Source organism: Arthrobacter sp. Y3221048, assembly GCF_059092685.1.
This window is the reverse complement of the sequence record NZ_JBNHHX010000005.1, coordinates 41,782-58,273: the sequence shown is the minus strand read 5'-3', so window position 1 is coordinate 58,273 and position 16,492 is coordinate 41,782. Positions and strand designations below refer to the sequence as shown.

The 16,492-nt window shown below is 69.0% G+C and carries 16 protein-coding genes; 9 read left to right on the top strand and 7 right to left on the bottom strand.

Translation table 11 applies throughout. The features are described from left to right. Window positions 1-256 precede the first annotated feature (256 nt). Both AC5RVS_RS14920 and AC5RVS_RS14915 read right to left on the bottom strand, forming a co-directional pair. Window positions 257-1,573: a class I SAM-dependent RNA methyltransferase gene (locus tag AC5RVS_RS14920; protein ID WP_494108724.1), complete on the bottom strand. Its 1,317-nt coding sequence runs from the start codon at window positions 1,571-1,573 to the stop codon at window positions 257-259. Next, window positions 1,570-3,543: an APC family permease gene (locus AC5RVS_RS14915; RefSeq protein ID WP_494108723.1), complete on the bottom strand. Its 1,974-nt coding sequence runs from the start codon at window positions 3,541-3,543 to the stop codon at window positions 1,570-1,572. The genes AC5RVS_RS14920 and AC5RVS_RS14915 overlap by 4 nt, the downstream gene beginning before the upstream one ends. A 219-nt stretch (window positions 3,544-3,762) precedes the next feature. Between AC5RVS_RS14915 and AC5RVS_RS14910 the strand changes: the two genes are divergently transcribed. The 7 genes from AC5RVS_RS14910 (at window position 3,763) to AC5RVS_RS14880 (ending at window position 11,194) form a co-directional block, all read left to right on the top strand. Continuing rightward, the gene (locus AC5RVS_RS14910) at window positions 3,763-4,773 is read left to right on the top strand and encodes an NAD(P)-dependent alcohol dehydrogenase (protein WP_494108722.1); all 1,011 of its coding nucleotides are present in this window, start codon (window positions 3,763-3,765) and stop codon (window positions 4,771-4,773) included. A gap of 59 nt (window positions 4,774-4,832) precedes the next feature. Continuing rightward, window positions 4,833-5,936: an ABC transporter substrate-binding protein gene (locus AC5RVS_RS14905; protein ID WP_494108721.1), complete on the top strand. Its 1,104-nt coding sequence runs from the start codon at window positions 4,833-4,835 to the stop codon at window positions 5,934-5,936. A gap of 72 nt (window positions 5,937-6,008) precedes the next feature. Continuing rightward, window positions 6,009-6,950 (top strand): ATP-binding cassette domain-containing protein, encoded by a 942-nt coding sequence (locus AC5RVS_RS14900; protein WP_493987547.1) that lies wholly within the window; start codon window positions 6,009-6,011, stop codon window positions 6,948-6,950. Continuing rightward, window positions 6,947-8,203: a sugar ABC transporter permease gene (locus AC5RVS_RS14895; protein WP_493987414.1), complete on the top strand. Its 1,257-nt coding sequence runs from the start codon at window positions 6,947-6,949 to the stop codon at window positions 8,201-8,203. The genes AC5RVS_RS14900 and AC5RVS_RS14895 overlap by 4 nt, the downstream gene beginning before the upstream one ends. Before the next feature lie 20 nt (window positions 8,204-8,223). Beyond that, window positions 8,224-9,708, top strand: a complete 1,485-nt coding sequence (locus AC5RVS_RS14890; protein WP_494108720.1) for an FGGY-family carbohydrate kinase — start codon at window positions 8,224-8,226, stop codon at window positions 9,706-9,708. Window positions 9,709-9,842: 134 nt separating this feature from the next. After that, window positions 9,843-10,517, top strand: coding sequence for a potassium channel family protein (locus AC5RVS_RS14885; RefSeq protein ID WP_493987416.1), 675 nt, complete (start codon window positions 9,843-9,845; stop codon window positions 10,515-10,517). Next, window positions 10,514-11,194: a potassium channel family protein gene (locus AC5RVS_RS14880; protein ID WP_493987417.1), complete on the top strand. Its 681-nt coding sequence runs from the start codon at window positions 10,514-10,516 to the stop codon at window positions 11,192-11,194. The genes AC5RVS_RS14885 and AC5RVS_RS14880 overlap by 4 nt, the downstream gene beginning before the upstream one ends. A 1-nt stretch (window position 11,195) precedes the next feature. Here AC5RVS_RS14880 and AC5RVS_RS14875 read toward each other — a convergent pair whose 3' ends face one another. The 4 genes from AC5RVS_RS14875 to dut form a co-directional block, all read right to left on the bottom strand. Further along, window positions 11,196-11,981: a DUF3159 domain-containing protein gene (locus AC5RVS_RS14875; RefSeq protein ID WP_494108719.1), complete on the bottom strand. Its 786-nt coding sequence runs from the start codon at window positions 11,979-11,981 to the stop codon at window positions 11,196-11,198. A 3-nt stretch (window positions 11,982-11,984) separates the two neighbouring features. Then, entirely contained in the window at window positions 11,985-12,332 is a 348-nt protein-coding gene (locus tag AC5RVS_RS14870) for a single stranded DNA-binding domain-containing protein (protein ID WP_494108718.1), read from the bottom strand. Continuing rightward, window positions 12,325-13,050 carry a DUF3710 domain-containing protein gene (locus AC5RVS_RS14865; RefSeq protein ID WP_494108717.1) on the bottom strand — a complete coding sequence of 242 codons (726 nt, stop codon included), beginning with the start codon at window positions 13,048-13,050 and terminating at the stop codon, window positions 12,325-12,327. Before AC5RVS_RS14865 ends, AC5RVS_RS14870 begins: the two co-directional genes overlap by 8 nt. 113 nt (window positions 13,051-13,163) lie before the next feature. After that, window positions 13,164-13,628: a dUTP diphosphatase gene (gene dut, locus AC5RVS_RS14860; protein WP_493987421.1), complete on the bottom strand. Its 465-nt coding sequence runs from the start codon at window positions 13,626-13,628 to the stop codon at window positions 13,164-13,166. 188 nt (window positions 13,629-13,816) lie between these two features. On the opposite strand from dut, the gene AC5RVS_RS14855 reads away from it, so the two are divergent. Next, the gene (locus AC5RVS_RS14855) at window positions 13,817-14,323 is read left to right on the top strand and encodes a DUF3093 domain-containing protein (protein ID WP_494108716.1); all 507 of its coding nucleotides are present in this window, start codon (window positions 13,817-13,819) and stop codon (window positions 14,321-14,323) included. 59 nt (window positions 14,324-14,382) lie between these two features. Here AC5RVS_RS14855 and AC5RVS_RS14850 read toward each other — a convergent pair whose 3' ends face one another. Continuing rightward, entirely contained in the window at window positions 14,383-14,685 is a 303-nt protein-coding gene (locus AC5RVS_RS14850) for a DUF4193 domain-containing protein (RefSeq protein WP_493987423.1), read from the bottom strand. 325 nt (window positions 14,686-15,010) lie between these two features. Here AC5RVS_RS14850 and sepH point away from each other — a divergent pair, with 325 nt between their 5' ends. After that, window positions 15,011-16,456 (top strand): septation protein SepH, encoded by a 1,446-nt coding sequence (gene sepH, locus AC5RVS_RS14845; protein WP_494108715.1) that lies wholly within the window; start codon window positions 15,011-15,013, stop codon window positions 16,454-16,456. Window positions 16,457-16,492: the final 36 nt, after the last annotated feature.

The window sequence follows — 16,492 nt, the reverse complement described above, 5'->3', positions numbered from 1 at the left end:
ATCCCTAAGTGTGAAGGGACAGCTGTGGGCTCGGCCTCTGGCCTCTTTGCACGCCGAAGCCCGCAGAATTTACAAACCAGAGACTCTATGCTTCGTCCGGGACCGCTGCCTCCATCCTATCGGGTAGCCGGTTGGCAGGAACCGGAGCGCCGCCTGTGGCCTGCCTCACAGCCACAATCGCGCTGCAGCGGTCGCGGATGGTGAGGGAGAGTTGCGAGCGGCGCGGGGGAGGGCCGGGCGGGCACGCGCTCCCCGCTCAGCGGTGGCCCGGAGTCAGCACGGCGAAGGATTCCATGTGGTGGGTATGCGGGTACAGGTCGAAGACGCGCAGCGAGTCGAGGTTCCAGCCCAGCTGCAGGAAGTAGCCCAGGTCCCGGGCGAAGGAGGCCGGATCACAGGACACGTAGCCGACCACCCGGGGGTTCCGGGCGGCCACCGCCTGCACCACGGCCTTTCCGGCGCCGGTGCGGGGCGGATCAAGGACGACGGCGTCCATCGTGTCTGGCTGCGAACGCAGCACCCGCTCCACCTTGCCTTGGACGATCTCGACCTGCCCGAAGCCGTGCAGGTTCTTGCGGGCGTCCTTGCTGGCGGCCGGCGAGCCCTCGATGGAGAGCACGTTGCCCGTGACCCCGACGGCGTCCGCCAACGGCGCCGTGAAAAGCCCGGCGCCCGCATACAGATCGGCCACCTGCTCCCCCGCCCCGGGCGCAACGCCGTCCAGGACCGCGGCCGTCAACGTGGCCGGCGCCAGCCGGTGGATCTGCCAGAAGCCGTCTCCCGTCACCCGGTACTGGTGCCGCCCGCGGGTCTCGGCGACCCACGTGCGTCCCCGCAACCGGGTGAGCCGCCCTGGCTTGGGCTCCCAGGCGGCAACCGAAACGCCGGGTTCGATCCGTTCGGCGATCTTGGCCAGCCGTTTGGCCGCTGTCCCGGCCCCCGGCACCAGCAGCACCAGCGGAGTGCTCCCGTCGGCGGGCGCGGCCACCTCCACCCGCTCCAGCCCCGACAGATCAAGCTCCCACAGCCGCAGGTCGTTGACGCCATCCGCGGCCAGCGGCATCTCCTGGATCGGTATCAGTTCGTCGGACCGGTGCGCGTGCATGGCCAGGCGCCCGTCGGACCCCACGCCGAAGGCGGCGCGCGTGCGCCAGCCGAGTCCGTCGTCGTACTCCCCCGCCGGGGCTTCCACGGTGACCTGCCGTTCCAGCTTGGCCAGCCGTTGCAGCTGTTCGGCGAAGATCCGGCCCTTCAGCCGGCGCTGGGCGTCCAGCCCGATGTGGCCGAATTCGGCGCCGCCCACGGCCGGCCGGCCGGCTTCCGCAGCGGCCAGCGCGTCCGCCGGCGCCCAGGGATGCTGCACCCGGTCGGCGGATGCCTCCAGCACCTCAACGGTGTCCGCCCGCCAGAAGCCCGCGTCCGGTCCGCCTTCGGTGACCCGTGCCAGCACCCGCTCCCCCGGCAGCGCGTGCCGGACGAACACCACCCGTCCGTCGTGCCGCGCGACGAAGTGGCCTCCGTGCGCCGGGGCGCCGATGGTCAGTTCGATCAGTTGCGGTGCGGGGTCGGTCATGAAAGCTCCTGGTAGCGGCGAACGGAATCGGAGGAGGCCAGCTGCCACGGCACGCTGGCCACCATGACGCCGGGCTCGAAGTGAAGGCGGGTCTTGATGCGCAGCGCGGTCTGGTTGTGGACCAGCTGTTCCCACCAGCGTCCCACGACGTATTCGGGGATGTAGACCACCACCAGTTCGCGGGGTGAGTCCCGGCGGATGCTCTTGATGTAGTCGATGATCGGTGTGGTGGTTTCGCGGTACGGGGAGGCGAGCACCGTGATCGGGACGGGGATGTTGAGCTTCTCCCAGTCGCGCAGGGTCTGCTCGGTCTGTTCGCGGTCGAGGTCCACCACCACCGCGTCGAGCCGGGACGGGCGCGAGGCCCGGGCGAAGGCAAGCGCCCGGAGCGTCGGCTTGCGCACGTGCGAGACCAGGATGACTGCGTGCACCCGTGACGGCAGCGCGGTGGTGGGCTGGTCCGGATCGATCGCGAGCTCACGGGCCACCTGGACGTAATGGCGGTTGATGCTGAGCATGACCAGCCCGAGCAGGACGATGCCGAGTACGGCCAGCCAGGCCCCGAAAACGAACTTGCTCACCAGGACCACCACCAGCACGGTGACGGTCAGGATGAAGCCGACCATGTTGATGAACCGCGAGCGCAGCATCCGGCGGCGCACCGGACGGTGCGGGGTGGCCCGGATTTCGCGCGACCAGTGCCGGATCATGCCCAGCTGGCTGCAGGTGAAGGAAACGATCACGCCGATCACGTAGAGCGGGATCAGCCGGGTGACGTCCGCGTTGAAAACCAGCACCAGCACCACGGCCGCGGCCGCCAGGGCCAGCACCCCGTTGCTGTAGCTGAGCCGGTCTCCCCGGGTGCGCAGCTGGCGCGGCAGGAAGCCGTCGGTGGCGAGGATCGATGCCAGCTGCGGGAAGGCGTTGAACGCCGAGTGGCTGGCCAGCACCAGGATCGCCGCGGTGGCCGCGACCGTCAGGTAGAAGAGCGGGGCGCCGTCGCCGAAGACCGTCTCCGCCAACTGGCTGAGCACCGGGGACTGGAAGTAGCCGGCCGGCAGCTGCCCGCCGTCCAGCCGCAGTTGGTCGGCGGGGACCTGCACCACCCGCACGTCGGTGGCCCGGGCAAGGTACATCACCGCCATGGTGATCACGGTTGCGGAGATGCCCAGCATCAGCAGCGCAAAGCCGGCGTTCTTGGCGCGCGGTTTCTCGAAGGCCGGCACGTTGCTGGCCGGTGTCTCCAGGCCGGTGAGTGCCGCTGCGCCCGTGGAGAAGGCCCGCAGTACCAGCAGCGCGCCGGCCAAGCCGGTCAGGCCGGCCTCCAAACCGGGTTCCGGCACGACGTCGAACGCCGCACTGGGGGCCTCGCCAAGACTGCCGCTGAGGTCAAGGACGAACCCGGCCAGGCACATCAGCAGCACGGTGCCCACAAAGATATAGGTGGCGATCGCCACGGTGAGGCGGCCACGTCCCAGCCCCCGCAGATGGAGCAGGGCGAGGATCGCGATGCCGGCTACGGCCGCTCCGGGCTGCCAGCCCTTCAGCGCCGGGACGGCGGACACCAGATAGTGCGCCGCGGAGGACATGGACACCGCAACCGTGAGCACGTAGTCCAGCATCAGCGCCGAACCCACCGTAATGCCCGCCGGCTTGCCCAGGTTCTTGGTGGCGATCTCGTAGTCGCCGCCGGACGGATACGCATGGATGCTCTGCCGGTAGGACGCCACCAGGACCAGCAGCACCGCCATGACCGCCAGTCCGACCCAGGGCGACAGTGCGATCGCCGCAACCCCCGCCAGGGCCAGCGTGAGCAGGATCTCGTCCGGGGCGTAGGCCACCGAGGAGAGCGCGTTGGCGGAGAAGACCGGAACTGCCAGCCGCCGCGGCAGGGCGTCCTGCTTCAGCCGCTCGCTGCGGAACGGCTTGCCCACCAAGACGCGCTTGAGGGCATCGAGAAATGTCAGCACGTTTCGCTCGGCGACACAGGCAGCGAATGGGTCCGGATCTTCACGGCTTAGAGTCTAGACCGCCGGCCGGAAAACTTCGGGGCATCAGGAACCCCGGTCGACGATTTCATAGCCGCGGCACCACAGAGCGGGTTAGCATATGCGTGTGTGAATGTGCGCAGCATCACATTCACAATGCTGGGCCGATTGACCCAGTGACTGCTCGCTAAGGAGTCTTAGATGGGCAATGCCGCCGCCGTGATGACCGGCCTTAACAGCATCGAGATTCAGGAGCGCCCGATACCCGAGCCTGGTCGGGGCCAGGCCGTGATCCGGGTGGAAGCCGTGGGCGTCTGCGGCTCCGACGTCGCCTATTACCGCTACGGGAAGATCGGCCCGTTCGTCGTTGACGGCCCGTTCATCCTGGGCCACGAGGTTTCCGGCGAGGTGGTCGCCGTCGGCGAAGGGGTCGGCAACGTCCGAGTCGGTGACCGGGTGGCCGTCGAGCCGGGCACGCCCGACCGCAGCTGCGAAGAGTGCCGGGCGGGGCGCTACCACCTCTGCCCGAACCTGGAGTTCCTGGCCACCCCGCCCTACGACGGCGCACTGCTGCAGTACCTGGCCATGGACGCCCGCTGCTACTTCCCGATCCCGGATTCGATGAGCTACGAGGACGGCGCGCTGCTCGAGCCGCTGTCCGTGGGTTTGTGGGGCTGCCGGCGGGCGAACCTCCAGGCCGGCGACGACGTGCTGATCACCGGCGCCGGGCCGGTGGGCCTGCTTGCCGCCGAGGCGGCGCGGGCCCTCGGCGCCGGAAGCGTCACGCTGACGGACGTCTCCGACTACCGGCTCGGCGTGGCCCGCGACCACGGGTTCGCGGTGGAGAAAAGCGATGCGGTCACGGCGCGGGCCTATGACGTGCTGCTGGAATGCTCGGGCGCCAACGGCGTCCTCGCCTCCGGGCTCGGCCGGTTGCGCGAGGCCGGGCGGGCGGCCGTCATCGGCCTGGCCAAGACCGAGGAGGTGCCGCTGCCCCTGTCCACACTCAATTGGAAGGAGATCACGATCTCGATGGTGAACCGGTACAACAACACCTGGCCGCTGGGCATCGACCTGGTGTCCTCCGGCCGGATCAACCTGGAGGGACTGGTCACGCACAGCTTTTCACTGCCGCAGACCGCGGCCGCACTGGACAACACCTCCACCGAACCCAAATCGCTCAAGGCGATGATCTACCCCCAGCGGCTCTGACCGCGGGTGCCGGAACGCACGAACGGCAACGCGGCACGCCACCAGTAAGAGGAGTTCCGATGAAGAAGAACACACGGGGAATCATGGGCCTCACCACGGCCCTGTTTCTCGCAGCCGGCATGACTGCCTGCGGTGGCGGCGGCGGCGGCGAAGGCGGCGGCGGCGGCGGGACCGCAGGCGGTGGCGGCGGCCAGGCCGAGGGCAAGATCGCGTTCCTGATGCCGGACCGGGCCTCGACCCGCTACGAGCAGCAGGACAGCCCGCTGTTCAAGGCCAAGGTCGAAGAGCTGTGCGGCGGCTGCGAGGTGCTGTACCAGAACGCCGACGGCGACGCGAACAAGCAGCAGCAGCAGGCCAACGCCATGATCACCCAGGGCGTCGAGGTCCTGGTCCTGGACCCGGTGGACAGCACCGCTGCCGCCTCGCTGGTCAACACCGCGAAGGGCCAGGGCATCAAGGTTGTCACCTATGACCGGCCGGTCCCGGACACGCCGGCGGACTTCTACGTCTCCTTCGACAACAAGAAGATCGGCAGCCTCATCGCCGAGGACCTGGTGAACAAGCTGGACGCCGACGGCAAAGAGACCGGAGGGGTGCTGATGGTCAATGGCTCCCCCACGGACCGGGCCGCGCAGCTGATCAAGGAAGGCGCGCAGGAAGCCGTCGAGGCCAGCGAGCATGAAATCCTGGCCTCTTATGACACCCCGGAGTGGCAGCCGTCGAAGGCGCAGGACTGGGTGGCCGGCCAGATCACTCAGTTCGGTGAGGACATCACCGGTATCGTGGCCGCCAACGACGGCACGGCCGGCGGCTCCATCGCCGCTCTGAAGGCCGCCGGCGTCTCGCCGTTCCCGCCGGTCACCGGCAACGACGCGGAGGTCGCCGCGATCCAGCGGATCATCAAGGGCGACCAGTACAACACGATCTCCAAGCCCATCAAGATCGTCGCTGAAAAGTCGGCCGAAGTGGCGGTCCAGCTGCTCAATGGCGAGACCCCCGAACCCGACGCGACGCTCTTCAATACCCCGTCAGCGTTGTTCGTGCCGACAGTTGTCACCAAGGAGAACGTCAAGGAAGTGATTTTCGACGGCGGCATCTACGAGGCTTCGGAAATCTGCACCGGTGAGTACAAGGCGGGCTGCGACGAACTCGGCATCACGTAGCGCAGCCGCGGCCGGCGGTGCCGCGCCCACCGCGGCACCGCCGTCGTAAGGGAAGGGGAAGCAGTGTCCACTGTGTCAGCAGAACGGCCGGAGACAACCGCTCCGGTGCTGTCCATGCGGGGCGTGAGCAAGCACTTCGGTGCCGTTGCCGCCTTGACCGGCATTGACTTGGACGTCCACGCCGGCGAAGTCGTCGCCTTGGTCGGTGACAACGGCGCCGGGAAGTCGACCCTGGTCAAGATCCTCGCGGGCGTGCATCCGCAGGACGCCGGAACCGTGAACTTCGACGGCAGGGACGTGACCATCCACACGCCGGTGGATTCCATTCAGCTGGGCATCGCCACGGTGTTCCAGGACCTCGCGCTCTGCGACAACCTCAGCGTGGTCGACAACCTCTTCCTCGGCCGGGAGCTGGGCGCGTGGCGGTTGAACGAAGTGGAGATGGAGGTCCAGTCCTGGAAGCTGCTGCGCCAGCTCTCGGCGAAAATCCCTTCGGTCCGCATCGCCGTAGCCTCCCTCTCCGGCGGCCAGCGCCAGACCGTCGCCATCGCCCGGTCGCTGCTCGGCAGCCCCAAGCTCATCATCCTCGACGAGCCCACGGCAGCCCTCGGCGTGGCGCAGACGGCCGAGGTGCTGAACCTGGTGGAGCGGCTGCGTGAAAACGGCCTCGCGGTGATCATGATCAGCCACAGCATGCAGGACGTCAAAGCCGTCTCCGACCGCGTTGCGGTGCTGCGGCTGGGGAAGAACAACGGCACGTTCCGGATGAAGGACGTGTCGACCGACGACCTGATCGCCGCGATCACCGGCGCCACCGACAACGTCGTGACCCAGCGCGCCGCCCAGACCGGGGCAGCAGCAGCCGCGGCCGGCGAGGCAGGAACCGACACCGGGGCCGAGGGGGCCGGGCTGGGCGGACCGGGCGGAGGCTCGCTGCCACCCGGCCAAGCCGCAGGAAGCGCGGGCAAACAGGGGTCCGGGGCAGCAGCACCGGAAGAAGGGACCGTACCATGACAACGAATCCAGCCGCCCCGGTCATCCCCGTGGCCACGGACCTGCAGGATGAACGGCTGATCCGGACCGAGGGCTTCAAGGGCGCCGTCAAGGTCGGGATCAACCGGGTCCGCGGCGGCGATCTGGGCGTGCTGCCCATCGTCGTCGGGCTGCTGGTCATCTGGTCCATCTTCCAGGTGCTCAACCCGTTCTTCCTCTCCAGCGCCAATCTGGTCAACCTGCTGCTGGAAAGCGCCGCCGTCGGAGTCATCGCGCTGGGCATCGTCTGCGTCCTGCTGGTCGGCGAAATCGATTTGTCCGTCGGCTCCGTCAGCGGCCTGTCGGCCGCGATCGTCGGCGTCACCTTCATCAAGCAGGACTGGCCGATCGGGCTGGCGGTCCTGACCGCGATGGCGGTCGGCGCCGCGATCGGACTGGTCTATTCGCTGGTGTACACCAAGTTCGGGGTGCCGTCCTTCGTGATCACGCTGGCCGGCCTGCTCGGTTTCCTCGGCCTGCAACTGTTCGTGCTCGGCGTCGAGGGCACCATCAACCTGCCGTTCGATTCCTTCCTTGTCTGGTTCGGCCAGCAGGCCTTCGTGCCGGGGTGGCTGTCGTACGTGCTGGCGGTCGTCGGCGTGGCCGGCTTCTTCCTCAGCCAGCTCACGCTCTCCCGCCAGCGGGTCAAGGCGGGCCTGTCCGGGCGGCCGATGAAGCTGGTCGTGATGCAGACAATCCTGCTGGCCGTGATCCTGCTGTTCGCGGTGTGGTACCTGAACCAGGCCCGCGGCGTCGGCTGGATGTTCGTCTTCTTCGCCGCCCTGGTGCTGGCGATGCACTACGCGTTCACCCGGACCCAGTGGGGCCGCTCCGTCTACGCCGTCGGCGGCAACCGGGAAGCGGCGCGGCGGGCCGGCATCGCCGTCAACCGCATCTACGTGTCCATCTTCGTCCTGTGCTCGACGTTCGCGGCCGTCGGCGGCATGCTGGCCGCCGGCCGGCTGGCCGCCTCGGCACAGAGCAGCGGCACCGGGGACGTGAACCTGAATGCCATCGCCGCCGCGGTGATCGGCGGGACCAGCCTGTTCGGCGGCCGGGGCTCGGCGTTCTCCGCCCTCTTGGGCATCCTGGTCATCCAGTCCATCTCCAGCGGCCTCACCCTGCTTAACCTTGAGTCCTCGTTCCGTTACATGATCACCGGCCTGGTGCTGCTGCTGGCCGTGATCCTCGACGCCGTATCCCGCAAGTCCCGCACGTCGCACGGCCGCGCCTAGTGGCCGGCCGCCGGAGCGCCATGTTCCTGGGCATCGACATCGGCACGGGCAGCAGCAAGGCGGTGCTCGCGGACGCCGGGGGCAGGGTACTGGACAGCGCGACGGCCGCGCACGACGTCGCCTACCCGCGGCCGGGTTGGGCGGAGTTCGACGCCGAGGGCGGGGCGTGGGCGGAGGTGGTGCGGCTGTGCCGGGAGCTCTTCTCCCGGAACGACGCCGGGGCCGTCGCCGGCGTCTGTGTCAGCGCGATGGGTCCCAGCCTGGTCGTCACGGACGAAAACCTGACCCCGCTGCGCCCGTCGATCCTGTACGGAATCGATGCGCGCGCCGTCGTCGAAATCCGCGAGCTTACGGAGGAGTTCGGCGCGGAGGCGATCTTTCGCGATGCGGGCAAGGTCCTGTCGTCCCAGGCCGTGGGACCGAAGCTCCGCTGGCTGCGCAACCGGGAACCGGAGGTCTTCGCCCGTGCCCGGAACTGGCACAGCCTGAACTCCTTCATCCTGGCCAGGCTGACCGGCGAGCTGGTGTTGGACCATCACACCGCCAGCCAGTGCGATCCGCTCTACGACGTTCGCGGGAACCGGTGGCATGCGGAGCGGTACGACGCCGTCGCCGGCCACCTGCCGAAGCCCCGGCTGGCGTGGCCGGCCGAAGTAGGCGGCCGCGTCCACCGCCGGGCGGCCCAAGCGACGGGGCTGCCCGAGGGAGTGCCGGTCTGCGCGGGCACCGTCGATGCCTGGGCCGAGGCGTTCAGCGCCGGCGTCCGACAGCCCGGCGACCTCATGCTGATGTACGGCTCCACCATGTTCTTCGTCCTTGTCCTCGGGGAGTTCCGCGCCGAACCCAAGCTCTGGACCACGGCCGGCGTGGACCCGGGGTCCCTCACGCTGGCCGCGGGGATGTCCACGTCCGGGAGCCTGACCACCTGGCTGCAGCGGCTGTTCGGCGACGTCCCCTTCGAGCAGCTCGTCACGGAGGCCGCCGCGGTGCCGCCGGGATCAGACGGACTGCTGCTGCTGCCCTACTTTGCCGGCGAACGGACACCCGTCTTCGACCCCGACGCCCGCGGCCTGATCACCGGCCTGTCGCTGCGCCACGGACGCGGCCATCTGTTCCGTGCAGCGTATGAGGGCATCGGCTTCGGCATCCGGCAGATCCTGGAGTCCCTCGAGAACGCCGGCGAACCGATCAGGCGCGTCGTGGCCGTCGGCGGCGGCACCAAGGCCAGGCTCTGGACGGAAATCGTCAGCAACATCAGCGGGCGCGAACAGCTGGTCCCGGAACAGGCCATCGGTGCCAGCTACGGGGACGCGCTGCTCGCCGCCATCGGCACCGGGGCCGTGCCCGCCGGGACCGACTGGGCACGCACGGCGGCGACGGTGAAGCCCGATCCGGCGACCGCCCCGCTCTACGAAAAGCTCTACGCCACCTACCGGCTCCTCTACCCATCGAACCGTGAGCACATGCACGTGCTCGCCGCCCTGCAGGAGCCCGCGGCCGGGTAGGCGGCCCGGGCTGCCCCGCAGCCGCCGGCCCTGTTTCGACCCCCTGCCCTGTCATGACATCGACGGACCGGTTCAGCGTTATGGTTGCAGTACATTTGATTCCCGCTGTTGCGGCGGGTGCCGGAAGGACGTGGATGGCGCACTTTGTGATCATGGGCTGCGGGCGCGTGGGCGTGACGCTGGCCCACACCCTGGAAGACTCCGGGCACAGCGTGGCCATCATCGACCAGGACGACCGGGCGTTCCGCCGGCTGCGCTCGGGATTCACCGGCCGCAAGGTCACCGGCGTCGGATTTGACCGGGACACCCTGCGGCACGCGGACATCGAGAACGCCTACGCCTTCGCTGCCGTTTCCAGCGGCGATAATTCCAATATCCTCGCCACCCGGGTGGCCCGCGAGACCTTCCACGTGCCGCATGTAGTGGCACGCATTTACGATCCCGGCCGCGCCGAGATCTACCAGCGGCTCGGCATACCCACGGTGGCCGCGGTGCGCTGGAGCGCCGATCAGGTGCTCCGGCGGATCCTGCCCGAACAGGGCATCAAGGGCGATTTCCGTGAGGCCTCGGGCCGCCTGATCCTGGGTGAGGTGGAGCTGGACGACGGCTGGGTGGGCCGGGAACTGGCCGAGATCGAAGCCGCCTCCGGCGCCCGGGTGGCCTACCTGACCCGCTTCGGTGAGGGAATCCTGCCCGCCCGCGGCACCCGCTACCAGAAGGGCGACATAGTGCACGCCATGATGGCAGTGGATTCGACGTTCGAGATCGACAGGATCTTGTCCAAACCCCCGGTGGAGGAGTCCGAATGAGAGTGGTCATTGCCGGAGCCGGCAGCGTTGGATCGTCGATCGCGCGCGAGCTGCTCTCCAACAACCACGACATCCTGCTGATCGATCCGAAGCCCGAGGTGATCGGCCGCAGCGGGCTGAAGGGTGCCCGCTGGCTGGTCGGCGACGCCTGCGAGATCACCACCCTGCGTGAAGCCCGGCTGGAAGAAGCCGACGTGGTGGTCTCGGCTACCGGCGACGACAAGGTGAACCTGGTGGTCTCGCTGCTGGCCAAGAGCGAGTTCGGCGTCGGCCGCACGGTCGGACGCGTGAACAACCCCAAAAACGACTGGATGTTTGACGATTCCTGGGGCGTGGATGTTGCCGTGAACACCCCGCGCCTGATGACGGCCCTGGTAGAGGAAGCGGTGGAGATCGGCGACCTGGTGCGCCTGCTGACTTTGCAGAGCGGCGTCGCATCCATGGTCGAGTTCACGGTTCCCGCCGACTCGGCGTTAATCGGTCAGCGGCTGGGCTCCATCGCCTGGCCGCAGGATGCGACGGTGGTGGCGATCCTGCGCGACGACGCACCGATCACGCCGAGCCCTGACGACGTGGTGGAGGGCAGCGACGAGCTTTTCTTCATCACCACCATCGCGGCCGAGGACGACCTGCGGGCGGTCCTGACGGGCCGGCCCGCAACGGCGGCGGCCGACTAGTTCACTCGGCCCGGCCCGCCTCCACGGAGGACGGGCGGGAGACCAGCCAGGCCAGCCACAGCCCCAGCGCGTACAGCGGGACGCCCATGAGCAAGCGGGTGGTGCCCAGCGCCACCAGTCCGTCCTCGCCCATCAGGTAGAGGGGAAGCTGCACCGCAAGCCGCAGCAAGAGCACCGCCATCACGATCCAGGTGGCAATGGTGTACGCCTTCAGCCGCTTCGGCTCCTTCCGCCATGCCGTGCCCTCGCTGCGGATCAACCCGAAGATCAGGCCGAGCACCGGCCACCTGACGGCCACCGACACCAGCATGACCAGGATGTAGGCGGCATTCGTGATGAAGCCCCAGACGTAGAAGTCCTCGGCCCGGCCCGTGGAGTTGGCGACGAAGGCGCAGATGGCAACCCCCACGAGGCCGGAGAAGGCCTGCGTCACGGTGCCTCGCTGCACCAGGCGGAGCACGGTGAAGCCGGCGGCGGCCGCAAGCGCCCCGATCAGTGCGGGGCCGAGCTCCCGGCCGATGGTGAAGACCACCAGGAAGATCACGCCCGGCAGGATGCTCTCGGCCAGGCCGCGGACGCCGCCAACGGTCTTCAGCACATCGATCTGTCCGTCGTCGGTACGGTGGACTGCGGCGCTTGCGGCATAGGCGCCGGCGAGTGCTTCGGCCCTGTCCGGGCGCCTGGTGCCTGGTTCCCCCGCGGGTTCCGGACGGGCGCCCGGTGGCTGCCCGGCGCCGGCCGGCGGCACGATGTGCTCCGGACCGGAGTCCGGCTGCTGGTCTGTCATGGGTCAATTCTCCAACGGACTGAGGATCTCGTAGCGCGGGTTGTAGATGGTGGCGGTTCCTTCCACCCTAAACAGCATGCCCTCGAAGGCCAGCCGGATACCCGCCGCGATGCCGGGGACGCGGCGCTGCCCCAGCCAGACCAGCCGGACCCGCGGGTGCCCGCCGTCGCGGGGCTTGCCGGGCTCCTGCTGGCCCGCGTCGGTGACGACGGCGACAAACCGCGGCGGTTGCCCGGGCGGCGCGATGGTGATCGCCTCGACCAACCCCGTGCCGGCCACCTGGCCGCGCTCCGGCAGCCGCGCGATGGCGCTGTCCGCGGCGCCGCGATGGACGCGGGAGCGGTCAGCCAATCTCGGTGATCTCCGGACCCCGCTCCGGCGCGGTCAGTCCGGGGTTGTGCGGCGCGGCGGCCGGCGGCTGTCCCGGGACGCCCTTGGGCATCTTGAGCTGCAGCAGGTCCTTGGGCGGCAGCGGCTGCGTGCCCCGGACCACCACGGTGGAGCGGAAGAGTTCTTCGAGGTCGGCGGCCTTGGCCCGGTCCAGCGCGGCGGGGCCGCCGATCACGCCGCGCAGGAACCAGCGCGGCCCGTCGACGCCGAGAAAGCGGGCCACCCGGAAGCCCTTCTTCCCATCAGGGGTCTGTGCCGGCAGCTTGGCCACCACCTCGGTCCCCATCGGTCCGTCGATCTCTTGGACGGTGCCGCCCTGCGAGCCCACGGAACTCGCGATCTGGGTGCGGATTTCCTTCCACAGCCCCTCGGATTTCGGTGCGGCAAATGCCTGGAGCTGCAAGTTGGAACCGGCCAGGTCCAAGGTCACCGCAACAACCCGCTTGGACTTCTCCTCGACCTCCAGCCGCAGCTGCAGGCCCTCCCGGGGGCGGACCTTCAGCGCACCCAGGTCCAGGTAGCCGTTCCCGGTGTCCTGCTCGGAGTCGTCGTAGGGACCGTTGCGGCGGGGCCCGCTGTCCGGCGCCGGCCGGGTGGCTTCCTCGCCGGGTGCGGCCGCGCCGGCTTCCGGCTCTTCGCCGTCGTTCTGGTTCTTCTTCTTGGAACGCCCAAATGCCATAACGTGAGATTCCTCTTCCTCCGGTGCTGCACCGGGTTGCTCAATGTCTGCGCTGAGGGGATGCTGCCTGCGCGGCCAGGCATGCACGTGCCCGGGCACGCCGCCGCGCGGCACTAGCCGGCGCCGAACCCTCCGGTGGATCCGAACCCGCCGGCCCCCCGCACGGAGTCCGGGAGCTCGGCGACGCGTTCGAATGCGGCGGTCTCCACCTTCTGGATGACCAGTTGCGCGATCCGGTCCCCCCGCTTGAAGATGAGCGTTTCACTGGCATCGGTATTCAGCAGCGTAACCGCTATTTCGCCCCGGTAACCGGCGTCCACCGTGCCCGGGGCGTTGACGATGGTCAGCCCGTGCTTGGCGGCCAGCCCGGAACGCGGATGGACCAGGGCAACATACCCGTGCGGCAGCGCCAGCGCCACGCCCGTCGGCACCAGGACGCGCTCGCCCGGAGCGATCCGGAAATCGATCCGGCTCCGCAGGTCGGCCCCGGCGTCCCCCGGGTGGGCGTAGGCAGGCGGTTCCAGCCCGTCGTCGAGCATTTTCAGCTGGACCGTCAGCGTTTCAGTTGTCTGCTGCACTCGTGATCGTTTGTCCTTGCGATTGCGGATGTGGCGGGAAAATGGCGGCCGCCGAGGGCCTGGCCCGCTGAGATATTCCGCACATCACTCTAGCGCCTTTTCAACCGTGGCGCCCGCGGGCGGGCAGGCTTCCGGGGCCCCGCCGGGAGCAAGATGAAATGCCTGTCAAAAGGTGAAAAGCTGAGTCCATGACACAACCCGCGACCCCTGCAGGCGGCTCCGGTCCCGCCGGCGGTCCTTCATCCGTGACCCACTTCGATGAGCGGCTCTGGCCGAACTTCTGGGTCTGGCTCATCGCTGCCGGCACCGCCGCTGCGGTCATCGTGATGCTGGCCCCGATCAGCATCACCGCGGGCATCATTGGCGCCGTCGTCGCCGCCGTCCTGCTGGCGGTCCTGCTGATCGCTTCCACGCCGCGGATCCTGGTCACCGATACGATGCTGCAGGTTGGCCGCGCCCAGATTGAGCGCCGCTACGTGGGGCGGGTGGAAGCCTTCACCGGCGAGGCGGCCACCGAGCAGCGTGGCACCAAGCTGAACGGCACCGCCTACATGTGCCTGCGCGGCTGGATCGACCCGGTGGTCACCATCGAAATCACCGACGAATCCGACCTGACCCCTTACTGGATTACCTCCACGCGCCGGCCGCAGCAACTCGCCGCGGCGCTGAACCGTCCCGCGCCGGACGCCGCCTAGCCGCACGCTGAGGGCAGCCTCCGCCGGCCGGCACGCGGCGCCCGAAGCGCAGCGCGCAGCTACCCCTCGCAGTCCCGGCAATAGAGCAGCCCGTCTTTCTCCTTCGCCACCTGCGACCGGTGGCGGACCAGGAAGCAGGAAGCACAGGTGAACTCGTCCTGCTGGGCCGGGAGGACGCGGACCAGCAGCTCCTCGCCGGACAGGTCGGCGCCGGGCAGCTCGAACCCCTCGGCCGCCTCGGCCTCGTCCTCGTCGACGACGGCCGACTGGGTGTCGGTCCGCCGGTGCGACTTCAGCTCTTCAATGGACTCCTCGTGGGTCTCTTCGTCCGGCTTCCGCGGGGCGTCGTAGTCAGTGGCCATTGTTGTTTGCTCCCACTCCGGTGGTCGAGTCCAGTTTCACGTCAGACCCCCGGTTCCGGGACACCTGCCCCACGCCTGACGATCTGTGCACAGGCTCAACGCATTCGCCGTCTGATTTGTGCCCGTGACGCGAAGATTCTTGCCGATTTCCGTGCGCCTGCCAAACCGCGGGGTTCGAAGGGCGTTCACGGCGGGCTGCGGAAATGGCGCCCGGTGAGGGCGACCTTGGCCACAAACACCGCGCCACACCTGCGAAAACAATAGGAAAAGCCCGGTATGGGTGGCAGAGTTTCAGGCATAAAGTGTCGTCTGGTGGAGGGTTTTCATGCAGGATCTACGGCTGGTGGGTGTCCATGAGGATGGCGAACATCTGCTGTTGAGCGCAGGTGGGGACGACTACCGTCTGGCCATAGACGAAGCCCTGCGCACAGCGGTCTTCCGACCGACAACCACCCGCGCTCCCGGTGCCGGCGAACCATCGGACGCCGGTTTGTCCCCCCGGGAGATCCAGGCGCGCATTCGTGCAGGCGCCACTGCCGAGGAGGTCGCGGCCGAATCCGGCCTCGACCTTGCACGGATTCGGCGCTATGAAAGCCCGGTGCTGGCGGAGCGCCACTACATCGTCGAGCAGGCCCGCAAGGTGGAGGTCGCCGGTCCGCTGCCCGGCCACGATGGTTACCGTTCGGCCTTCGGCGATGAGCCTGCCACCCTGGGTGAAATGGTGGACCACCGGATCCACGCCTTCGGCATCGATCCCGACTCGATGGTCTGGGACTCCTGGCGTCGCAGCGACGGCAGCTGGGAAATTGTGGCCTCCTTCACCGCCCCGGCCGCCCCCGCCACCGACTCCATCGGGGAAGAACCGCCCGCCCGCTGGGTCTTCCACGCGGCCCGCCGCACCATCCAGAATGCCAACCGGTGGGCGCAGCAGCTGAGCGAACTCGAAACCGTGGACGGCCCGGTACCCGCACGCCGGCTGAAGGCCGTCACCGACCACGTCTTCGACTTCGAAGCCGACACCGGGACGGACCCGGACCTCGAACCCGCCGGGCAGCAGGACGGCGGGCAGGACGGCGGGCAGTCCTCCGAGTCGGACGAACTGCTGGAGGTGCTGCGCTCCCGCCGGGGCCAGCGGCTGGGCGTCGACGAAGATGCCGACGACGCGCTGGCCCTGATGCTCACCCACGGTCCGATTCCGGCGGCCCACCCGCGCGAATCGTTCGGGGAAGCGGACGATTCCGACGACGATGCCCCCGGCGCACGGCCGCGGGCCGGCTTCCCGTTGACCTTGGCTCCGGCCTACGACGACGGCGCGGCCTCGTCGCTGGAATTGGGGCACGGGATCAGCACCCACACGCACGAAATCACGCTCTCCGGCGCGCCCGGATTCCTGCGGGAACCGCAGGCCACGGAAACCGGCGGCGACGGTCGGGAGGCGGGCGGAGACTTTACCGGCGAAGCCAGCGAAGCCGGCGACGCGGGCCTCGAGACCGGCGGCGGCGCGCAGGAAGCAGGTGCGGCCGACGACCGGATCGAGTTTGTGCGTCCTCCCACCGCACCCCTGAACACCGTGGAGAAAGGCAAAGCAGCGGCCGCGGACCAGGCCGGGACTGCGGAGGCCGGGGCGAAGAGCGCCGCGGACCCCGAAACCGAAACCACAGGCGCCCGGCAGGCCGATCCGGCACCGCAACCGCCCAAGCGCGCCATCAAGCCGAAGCGCTCCAGCGTTCCCAGTTGGGACGAGATCGTCTTCGGCACCAAGCACGACTGACCTGCCGCCGGCGGCAGCCGGACCCGGCGGGGTGCG

Excerpts from the sequence above, each read along its gene's own strand:
- AC5RVS_RS14890 (WP_494108720.1), top strand. The coding sequence starts at position 8,224 with ATGTTCCTGGGCATCGACATCGGCACGGGCAGCAGCAAGGCGGTGCTC.
- AC5RVS_RS14885 (WP_493987416.1), top strand. The coding sequence starts at position 9,843 with ATGGCGCACTTTGTGATCATGGGCTGCGGGCGCGTGGGCGTGACGCTG.
- AC5RVS_RS14910 (WP_494108722.1), top strand. The coding sequence starts at position 3,763 with ATGGGCAATGCCGCCGCCGTGATGACCGGCCTTAACAGCATCGAGATT.
- sepH (WP_494108715.1), top strand. The coding sequence starts at position 15,011 with ATGCAGGATCTACGGCTGGTGGGTGTCCATGAGGATGGCGAACATCTG.
- AC5RVS_RS14875 (WP_494108719.1), bottom strand. The coding sequence starts at position 11,981 with ATGACAGACCAGCAGCCGGACTCCGGTCCGGAGCACATCGTGCCGCCG.
- AC5RVS_RS14920 (WP_494108724.1), bottom strand. The coding sequence starts at position 1,573 with ATGACCGACCCCGCACCGCAACTGATCGAACTGACCATCGGCGCCCCG.
- AC5RVS_RS14850 (WP_493987423.1), bottom strand. The coding sequence starts at position 14,685 with ATGGCCACTGACTACGACGCCCCGCGGAAGCCGGACGAAGAGACCCAC.
- AC5RVS_RS14905 (WP_494108721.1), top strand. The coding sequence starts at position 4,833 with ATGAAGAAGAACACACGGGGAATCATGGGCCTCACCACGGCCCTGTTT.
- AC5RVS_RS14855 (WP_494108716.1), top strand. The coding sequence starts at position 13,817 with ATGACACAACCCGCGACCCCTGCAGGCGGCTCCGGTCCCGCCGGCGGT.
- AC5RVS_RS14880 (WP_493987417.1), top strand. The coding sequence starts at position 10,514 with ATGAGAGTGGTCATTGCCGGAGCCGGCAGCGTTGGATCGTCGATCGCG.
- AC5RVS_RS14865 (WP_494108717.1), bottom strand. The coding sequence starts at position 13,050 with ATGGCATTTGGGCGTTCCAAGAAGAAGAACCAGAACGACGGCGAAGAG.
- AC5RVS_RS14895 (WP_493987414.1), top strand. The coding sequence starts at position 6,947 with ATGACAACGAATCCAGCCGCCCCGGTCATCCCCGTGGCCACGGACCTG.